This is a genomic window from Microbispora sp. NPDC049125 (assembly GCF_040802045.1).
In the GTDB taxonomy this organism is placed as follows: Bacteria; Actinomycetota; Actinomycetes; order Streptosporangiales; family Streptosporangiaceae; genus Microbispora.
Window position 1 is genome coordinate 1 of sequence record NZ_JBEZDW010000083.1, and the last position, 8504, is coordinate 8504.

Sequence of the window (8504 nt, forward strand, 5' to 3'; positions counted from 1 at the left end):
CACCGAAACCCCCCGCGACCACGATCTTCGTCGAGGTCAGGCCACGACTAGAGCCTGCGAAGTCCACTGAGCACCCTTTCCAGCAAGTCCCGATCGGGCTTGCCCGCATCCAGCTGAGGCTGATGCACGTGCACCAGCCCCTCGGCCGCCATGTCGGAGATGACCACCCGCGCCACACCCAGCGGGATCCGCAGCAGCGCCGACACCTCGGCCACCGACCGCACCTGACGGCACAGGGCGCTGATGGCGCGGTGCTCGGGAGGGCGGCCGGACAGGTCGTAATGGGTGGCCGTGGCCGAGGAGACCAGCGCCTCAAGCGCGAGTTGCATGCGAGGCGCGGTGCGCCCCCCGGTCACCGTGAAAGGGCGGACCGGCGACGCCGGCTCCTGAGGGATCGGGGCGCCCGCAGGCTGCCCCCACGGGTCCATCGTCATCTCCGCGGGTGGGACGCCTGGAGCTCGGCGCGGACCGCCGGGGTCAGCACCTGCCCAGCGCGCTCCACCAGCAGGGTCATCTGGTACGCCACCAGGCCGAGGTCGGAGTCGGACGAGGCCAGCACGGCCAGGCACGAGCCGTCGCTGATCGACATGATCAGCAGCAGTCCCCGCTGCATCTCCACCACGGTCTGGGCGACCGGTCCGCCCTCGAACACCCGGGAGGCGCCCTGCGTCAAACTGATCAAACCGGCAGACACGGCCGCCAGCTGATCAGCCCGATCCTTGGGAAAACCGTCCGAGAAGGCGAGCGGCAGACCGTCCGACGACACCACCACCGTGTGCGCCACGCCTGGGACGGAGCTGACGAAGTCGCTGATCAGCCAGTTCAGGCCACGCGCGGCCTGGCTCATCTCCCTCATGCTTGCTCCCCACTTCTGTTCGGGTAGCCCTGGTTCTCGCTGATCTCGCCACGGGCCACCGCACGGCCCTGCCGCGTGCCCTGCTGCAGGCTGGACAGCCTGCTGCGGGCGCGGTCGGGCGACAGCGCGGGCGCCGGGGCGGGTGGTGACGGCGTGCCGGACTCCGCGGAGCCGGGCACGAGGTTGGCCTTGGGCACCCGCTTCGGCAGGCCGGAATTGGTCTTGCTGTCGAAGGCGGGCTGCTGGGCGACGGCCGCGGCCGCCTGCCAGGCGGCGTCCGTGGGCGCCTGCCACTCCGCCGGCGAGGCCTCCGGCGCCGACGACCGCTGGAACCACGCCGACTCCACCGAGGCGAAGATCGGCAGGAACTCCTCCAGAGGCGGGTCGGCCTGGCTCCGCACCGCCGGCATGGGGCCGGTGGCGGCGTCGTCCGGAGGGGAGTCGAAGTGGCGCGTACGCAACCGGCTGCGGGGGTCGGGCCGGCCGAGGGCGCCCAGGGCGCTGCCCTGCCCGGGGGACCCGGCCGAGCCGCCCGCGCCTCCCGGGGGGCCGAAGGCCGAGAACGAGGAGGACCCAGAGGAGGCGGAGGGGGCGCTCACCTGCGGGCGCGAGGGACCCGGGCCGATGGCTTGCGGCGCCGACCAGGACACCGGCTCCGGCTGGGGGCTCCAGCTGGGGGCGAAGGCGGCTCCGTACACCGAGGGCGCCTGGGCGGTGCGGCCCATCAGGGTCTCCGGCAGGAGCACCATGGCGGTCAGCCCACCGCCGTCGTGCGGGCGCAGCTGCACCCTGATGCCGTTGCGCAGCGCCAGCCGGCCGACCACGAACAGGCCCATCCGGCGGGACACCGACACGTCCACGACCGGGGGGTTGGCGAGCCGCCAGTTGGCCTGGCTGATCTCCTCGATGGTCATTCCGATGCCGGAGTCGGTGATGGACACCATGACCCCGCCTCCGTCGATACGGTTGCCCGAAACGATGACCCGGGTGTCCCTGGCCGAGAACGACAGGGCGTTCTCGACGAGCTCGGCCAGCAGGTGGATGACGTCGTTGACGGCCTGCCCGGCGATCGCCACGTCCGAGGGGAAGTTGAGCATCACCCGCTCGTAGCCCTCGACCTCCGACAGCGAGGCCCGGATGACGTCGGTGATCTCCACCGGCTGGCTCCAGCGGCGGGCCGGCTCCTGGCCGGCGAGGACCAGCAGGTTCTCACTGTTGCGGCGCATGCGGGTGGCCAGGTGGTCGAGCTTGAACAGGTTGCCGAGCCGCTGCTCGTCCTGCTCGCCCTGCTCCAGGCCGTCGATGAGCGCGATCTGCCGCTCTACGAGCGTCTGGGTGCGCCGGGACAGGTTGACGAACATCGAGCTGATGTTGCTGCGGAGCTTCGCCTCGTCGCCCGCCAGCCGTACGGCCTCGCGGTGGACCTCGTCGAAGGCCCGCGCGACCTCGCCGACTTCGTCGGTGGTGTCCACCCCGATGGGCTGGACCACGGGCGCCCCGGCAGAGCTGTCCGACTCGCGCAGCCGCTGCACGAGGTCGGGCAGCCGGTGCCCGGCGATCTCCAGCGCCTCGCTGCGCAACCGCCGCAGCGGTCTGACCAGCGACCGCGCCACGGCCGCGGTCACGAGCAACACGATCAGCAAGACGATGACGACCAGGCTGATGTTGATCGCCGCCAGGTTCCGATCCGACTCCTGGAAGCCGGCGCTCCTGGAGAGGATCGACGAGCTCAGCTGCTTCTCGACCTCGTGCATCTTGTCGAGCTTCTCGCTGCTCGCGGTGAACCACCGCTCGCTGTCGTCCCCGCGCTCGTCCAGCCCCCGTAGCGACTGGCCGTGCTTTTGCAGGTAGTTGGCGCGCAGCCGGTAGAACTCCGACCGGTCGATCTGCGTTCCGGTGACGGTGTCGTCGTAGAGCTGGCGCTGCGCCGGGCTGGCCGCCGAGACGAACGACTCGAACTCGCTCTCCTCACGCGACTGGGCGCTGAGGAAGGCGTCCAGTTCCGCGTCGCCCAGCTTCCCCGTCACCAGGCCCATGCCGAGCAGCGAGCGCTGCTTCGACGCCTCCTCCTCAGCCAGGCCCAGGGCCGCCAGCGCGGTCATGCTCGCCGCGAGCTGCTCGTCCACACCGCCCTGTACGGCCTCGTCATAGACCCTGAGGACGTCGGCGATGAGCTGGGAGTACTTCTCGTGCGCCGGCAGCGCGGGGATCTGCGACTTCAGTGCCGTGTCCCGCAGAGTGTCGAGCTCGCCCAGACGGTCCTTCAGATGGCCGATGCGCTGCCGGCCGATGTCTCCGAAGGCGTTCACCGCCACGTCGGCCTTCGCCCGCGCCTGCTCGGCCGCCGCGTCGACGGCCTCGTACTGGTTGTGGATGAGGTCGAGGGACGCCTTACCCGGCCGGCCCATGGCGATGTATCGGGTCGACAGGTCGCGTTCAAGTTGCAGTTCGTTCGCCAGATTGCTCAATCCGGACACGAGGTCGGCGACCTCGTGAACGCGCTGATATTCGGCGGCGCTGCTGATCGATGTCGCCACCCGCAATCCGCCCAGCACTACCGCGGCGACGGTGGGAATCAGGATGATCGCGATCAGTCGTGACCGCACCCGCCAGTTAGCGAGGTTGAAACGCCTCTCCCTACTAGGGGGCGGTTCGGCGGGCTGGCGGGGCGCGCGGGGCGCTCCTGGCCGGCCGGCTGTCGGAAGGGCATCCGGCTCGGCGCGGCTCGCATATGTTGCCGTACTCACTGGTCGCAACCCCTCGCGCCGGCTCCGGCAAAGAAATACGGACGGGTGTCCCTAACAAGGTCGGGGCAATTTGAGCATAAGCCTAAGAGCTACACCAATAGCGACGATACTTTGGCACGGTCCAGAGCCAGGAATGGGCCCTCCTCAAGGCGTTCGCCGAGGACAGGGCGAGGCAGTGAGCGCCGCGCTCGATGAAAGCACGCAGCGGCGTCCGGTTCCATCGGTCCAAAGGGCCATTACGCCCCGATCTCCCCCAATCAGGGCGGTCAGCAACTTCTTCACTATTTTAGTGACAAAGTGCGCCGATTCGTGTTAAGTCTGAGATGCCTCCGCTACGCTCTCGCCCTCAAGAGAGATCACCTTCACCGAAGGTGCCTCAGCTCACTTCATCTAGGGAGTCTCGGTGAGACGCTCACTTATGGGCCACACCTTTTTGGTTTTCGTGGCGTCCGTAATTACGCTCACGGCATGCAGCGGGTCGGACACGTCAAGCCCTACGAATTCGAACGGTCCCGAAAAGACCACACTTAAGGTCGGAGTCCTTCCCATTCCGGACTCCGCCCCCATTCAAATCGCTATCGACAAGGGCTTCTTCAAGCAGGAAGGCCTTTCGGTCCAGCTGTCCATCGAGGAGGGCTCCGCGAAGGCCCTGCCCAAGGTCGTGAGCGGCAGCCTTGACGTGAGCCTGGCGAACTACGTGTCGACCTTCTCCCTTCAGCAGTCCGGTTTGGGCAAGTTCAAAATCATCGCAGACAGCTTCCAGGCCGCCCCCGACACGTTCGTGATCATGGTCGGCAAGGACTCCCCGATCAAGACGCCGGCCGGCCTCGCCGGCAAGAAGATCGCGGTCAACACCCTGAACAACGTCGGGACCCTGGCCGTCACCCAGACGCTCAAGGTCAGCGGCGTCACGGTCAACCCGAGCCAGTTCGCGCCCATGCCGCTCCCGGACATGGCCGCCGCCCTCAAGAACGGCACCGTCGACGCCGCCTGGATGTCCGAGCCGTTCATCTCGATCAACCAGAAGCAAGGCGCCCAGAAGCTGGTGGACACGATGGCCGGGCCGACCGCCGACTTCCCGGTCGCGGGCTGGGGAGTGTCGGAGGACTTCGCCGCCAAGAACCCCAAGACGGTCGCCGCCTTCCAGCGCGCGCTCGCCAAGGCCCAGCAGCTCGCGTCGACGGACCGTAAGGTCGTCGAGGCCGCCCTGCCCAAGTACTCGAAGATCGACGCGGCCACGGCCGCCGTCATCACCCTCGGGAAGTACCCGACCACGCTGAACGAGGCGCGCCTGCAGCGGGTCGCCGACCTCATGACGGAGCTCGGCTACCTCAAGGGTCACTTCGACGTCAAGCCACTGATCGCGACCTCCGCCGCAGCGGGATGACGATCAGCGGGACGCGCGTGCTCCGCGGCGCCATCGGGGTCGCGGGGCTCCTCGTCGCGGCCGAACTCGCCCTGCGCGCCGGTCACGTCACCCTGCTTCCCCTCGTCTCCACGGTGCTCGCCCGCGCGGCCGAGCTGACCGTGGACGGCGAGTTTCTCGGCGCGGCGGCCTCGACACTCGCCTCCTGGGCGCTCGGGCTCGCCCTGACCGTGGCGGTCGGCATACCCATCGGCCTGCTGCTCGGGGCCATGCCCAGGGTGGAGGCCGCGGTCCGGCCCCTGATCGAGTTCCTGCGCCCGATCCCGTCCGTCGCCTTGATTCCCCTCGCGATCCTCGTGTTCGCCGAGCAGCTTCACCTGCGGGCGGCCATCATCATCTACGCCTCCTGCTGGCCCGTTCTGATCAACACCATCTACGGACTGAAGGACGTCGACCCGGTGGCCAGGGAGACGTTGCGGAGCTTCGGATTCGGGCCCCTCGCCGTGCTCGTGCGCGTCTCGCTGCCGAGCGCCGCGCCGTTCATCGCGACCGGTGTGCGGATGGCCGCCTCCGTCGCGATCGTCCTCGCGGTGACCGTGGAGCTGGTCGCGGGGGGCACCGACGGCGTCGGCGTCTACATCCTCAAGGCCGGCGGCGGCGGCCGCACCGACCTGATGATCGCCGCGACCGTGCTGACCGGCCTGTTCGGCCTGCTGGTGAACCTGGCCCTGGTGGCCGCCGAGCGAAAGGTGTTCCGGTGGCGGCACGCTCGCTAGGCGGCTTCGGCGTCCGCGTGGCCCTCGTGGCCGCGACGGTGGCCCTGTGGGAGCTCGTGACCCGGCTCGCCTCGCAGCCGTACTTCCCGCCTCCATCGACGATCGCGTCGCGGATGTACACCCTCTGGTTCTCCGGTCCGGTCACCCACGTCTTCTTCACCGACGACGCGCTCACCATGCTCCAGCCGAGCCTCGGCCGGCTGCTGGTCGGCTGGGGCGCCGCCAGCGTGGCCGGCGTCGTGCTCGGCCTGGCGATCGGCCGCTCGCAGGTGCTGTCCGACTTCCTCGACCCGCTGATCCAGTTCGGCCGAGCCGTACCGCCGCCCATGCTGGTGCCGATCTTCTTCGCGCTGTTCAAGATCGGTACGCCGACGCAGATCGCGACGATCGTCCTCGGCGTGATCTGGCCGGTGCTCATCAACGCCATCGACGGCGCCGCCACGGTCGACCGCCAGCATCTCGAGACGGCCAGGGTCTTCGGCCTGTCACGCCCGCAGATCATCGGGCGCATCATCGTCCCGTCCGCCATGCCGAAGATCGTCGCCGGGCTGCGGCTGAGCCTCTCCCTGGCTCTGATCATGATGGTGATCTCCGAGCTCGTCGGCAGCAACAGCGGCATCGGGTACCGCCTGACGACGGCCCAGCAGAACTTCCTCATCCCCGACGTGTGGGGATGCATCGTGCTGCTCGGCGTTCTCGGCTACCTGCTCAACTCCTCGTTCCTGCTCGTGGAGAACCGGATCCTCCGCTGGCACAGCCGCGCCCGGCAGTACGCATAGGAAAGACGCCATGCTCGAGATCATCGATGTGACCCATACGTACGGTGCCTACCGGGCGCTCGACGGCGTGAAGCTGACCGTGGCAGACGGCGAGCTGGTCTGCGTCGTCGGCCCTTCCGGCTGCGGCAAGTCCACCCTGCTGCGCTCCGTGGCCGGCCTCGTCCAGCCGACCGGGGGCCGCATCCTGCTGGACGGCGTGCCTGTCTCCCAGACACCCGACAACCTCGCGGTCGTCTTCCAGGACTACAGCCGGTCGCTGTTCCCCTGGATGTCGGCCGCCGCCAACGTGGCGCTCCCCCTGCGCCGGAAGGGCATGGACCGCGCGCAGCGGCGCACGGCGGCCATGGAGGCGCTGGAGCAGATGGGGCTGGCCGACGCGGCCGGCAAGTACCCGTGGGAGATGTCCGGAGGCATGCAGCAGCGGGTCGCCATCGCCAGGGCGCTGGCGTTTCGGCCCTCGCTGCTGCTCATGGACGAGCCGTTCGGCTCCGTCGACGCGCAGACCCGCGAGGATCTGGAGGACCTCGTCCTGCGCGTCTGCGCCCACCACGGCATGACGATCATGCTGGTCACCCACGACATCGACGAAAGCGTGTATCTGGGGGACCGCGTGGTCGTCCTGAGCCGTGCTCCCGGAACCGTCGCCGGGGACCTCCACGTCTCGCTGCCCTCTCCGCGTGACCAGATCGTCACCCGGGAGCACGAGACGTTTGTACGGCTCCGAGCCGAGGTCGGGCGCCTGGTCCGCGGCAACCAACTATCACGTCAGGAGACCTGAGTTGTCAGAAGTGATCAATAAGGCCATCGCAGATATCTCCAGATTCGCGGCGATTCACACTATGGCCGAGCTGGGGTGTGCCGACCATCTGGCCGAAGGCCCACTCGACGTCGGCGAGCTCGCGATGCGATGCGGGGCCAACCCGCTCGCCCTCGCGCGCGTGCTGCGCCAACTGGCCGCCCTCGGCCTGGTACGGACGGTCGACACGGGGGTGTACGCCCTGACGGAGGACGGCGCCGCGCTACGCAGTGACGTGCCCGGCTCGCTGCGCTCCTCCATCCGCATGGTGGGCGAGGAGAGCTTCTGGTACGCCCTGGGCAACCTGCCGACGACCGTGCGGCAGGGGCGACCGGTGATGGTGGACCGGTACGGGCCCGTCTACGAGTACCTGGCCGCGAACCCCGAGACCGGCCGGCTGTTCGACGACTACATGACCTCACGGTCCGCCCCGTTCATCGAGGCGGCCAGGGGTTACGACTTCTCCGGGGTGCGGACCCTCGTCGACGTGGGCGGAGGCAAGGGCCACAACCTGGCCGCGATCCTGACCGCCAATCCGGAGCTCAAGGGCGTCCTGTTCGACCAGGAGCACGTGACGCCGGGCGCCCGGAGCCACTTGGCCGAGTTCGGCGACCGCTGCGACGTCGTCTCCGGCGACTTCTTCGTCCAGGTGCCCACGGGCGGTGACGCGTACCTGCTGGCGAGCGTCATCCACAACTGGGACGACGACGACGCCGTGCGGATCCTCACGAACACGCGCACCGCGCTGGCGCCGGAAGGGCGGGTGCTCCTCCTGGAGTTGGTGATTCCCGAGGACGACGAACCGCACTTCGCCAAGGACATCGACATGCGGATGCTCGCGCTGCTCGCGGGCGGCACCGAGCGCACGTCCCCCGAGTACGCGGCGCTGCTGGAGAAGGCGGGGCTGCGGATGACCGGTGTCGTCACCGTGCCGGGCGGGCCGAGCGTCATCGAGGCGCGCCCGGTCTGATCGTCTCGGGCACGCCCGGGACCGGGCGGCCGCAGACGCGGGAAGCCGTCACCCGGTAGCGGACGCGGGGGGCCAGAAGACCGGGCCTCAGCCTCCGACACCGGGAACGGCGACGCGCATGGTGAGGGCGTGCTCGACGAGCGTGATCAGCGTCGTCTTGACCGAGTCCCGCTTACGGGCGTCCGTACGGATGATCGGCGTGGTCGGCGACAAC

Annotated in this window: 8 protein-coding genes and 1 pseudogene; 5 read left to right on the plus strand and 4 right to left on the minus strand. The window is 69.1% G+C overall.

The window, feature by feature from the left end:
* Window positions 1-47: 47 nt before the first annotated feature.
* From AB0B72_RS39890 to AB0B72_RS39900, 3 genes are read right to left on the minus strand one after another with little or no spacing between them, the layout of a single operon-like run.
* Window positions 48-428 carry a DUF742 domain-containing protein gene (locus AB0B72_RS39890; protein ID WP_367744990.1) on the minus strand — a complete coding sequence of 127 codons (381 nt, stop codon included), beginning with the start codon at window positions 426-428 and terminating at the stop codon, window positions 48-50.
* Window positions 429-430: 2 nt separating this feature from the next.
* Window positions 431-847, minus strand: a complete 417-nt coding sequence (locus AB0B72_RS39895) for a roadblock/LC7 domain-containing protein (RefSeq protein ID WP_367744992.1) — start codon at window positions 845-847, stop codon at window positions 431-433.
* Between the two features lie 5 nt (window positions 848-852).
* Complete coding sequence (locus AB0B72_RS39900) at window positions 853-3462, minus strand: nitrate- and nitrite sensing domain-containing protein (protein WP_367744982.1); 2610 nt, start codon at window positions 3460-3462, stop codon at window positions 853-855.
* Between the two features lie 595 nt (window positions 3463-4057).
* On the opposite strand from AB0B72_RS39900, the gene AB0B72_RS39905 reads away from it, so the two are divergent.
* From AB0B72_RS39905 to AB0B72_RS39925, 5 genes are all read left to right on the plus strand, one after another.
* Complete coding sequence (locus tag AB0B72_RS39905; RefSeq protein ID WP_367744993.1) at window positions 4058-4990, plus strand: ABC transporter substrate-binding protein; 933 nt, start codon at window positions 4058-4060, stop codon at window positions 4988-4990.
* Window positions 4987-5745: an ABC transporter permease gene (locus AB0B72_RS39910; RefSeq protein WP_367744984.1), complete on the plus strand. Its 759-nt coding sequence runs from the start codon at window positions 4987-4989 to the stop codon at window positions 5743-5745. The genes AB0B72_RS39905 and AB0B72_RS39910 overlap by 4 nt, the downstream gene beginning before the upstream one ends.
* Entirely contained in the window at window positions 5727-6524 is a 798-nt protein-coding gene (locus AB0B72_RS39915) for an ABC transporter permease (protein WP_367744986.1), read from the plus strand. Before AB0B72_RS39910 ends, AB0B72_RS39915 begins: the two co-directional genes overlap by 19 nt.
* A gap of 10 nt (window positions 6525-6534) precedes the next feature.
* A complete protein-coding gene (locus AB0B72_RS39920) occupies window positions 6535-7302 on the plus strand; it encodes an ABC transporter ATP-binding protein (protein WP_367744987.1) in 768 nt (255 codons plus the stop codon).
* 61 nt (window positions 7303-7363) lie between these two features.
* Window positions 7364-8290 carry a methyltransferase gene (locus tag AB0B72_RS39925; RefSeq protein ID WP_367744988.1) on the plus strand — a complete coding sequence of 309 codons (927 nt, stop codon included), beginning with the start codon at window positions 7364-7366 and terminating at the stop codon, window positions 8288-8290.
* 87 nt (window positions 8291-8377) lie between these two features.
* Here AB0B72_RS39925 and AB0B72_RS39930 read toward each other — a convergent pair.
* A pseudogene (locus AB0B72_RS39930) lies at window positions 8378-8504 on the minus strand (ATP-binding protein); the annotation flags it as partial.

Bases quoted from the DNA above. Each gene is read 5' to 3' on its own strand.
- AB0B72_RS39890 (WP_367744990.1), bottom strand. From the start codon at position 428: ATGGACCCGTGGGGGCAGCCTGCGGGCGCCCCGATCCCTCAGGAGCCG.
- AB0B72_RS39895 (WP_367744992.1), bottom strand. From the start codon at position 847: ATGAGCCAGGCCGCGCGTGGCCTGAACTGGCTGATCAGCGACTTCGTC.
- AB0B72_RS39910 (WP_367744984.1), top strand. From the start codon at position 4,987: ATGACGATCAGCGGGACGCGCGTGCTCCGCGGCGCCATCGGGGTCGCG.
- AB0B72_RS39920 (WP_367744987.1), top strand. From the start codon at position 6,535: ATGCTCGAGATCATCGATGTGACCCATACGTACGGTGCCTACCGGGCG.
- AB0B72_RS39925 (WP_367744988.1), top strand. From the start codon at position 7,364: ATGGCCGAGCTGGGGTGTGCCGACCATCTGGCCGAAGGCCCACTCGAC.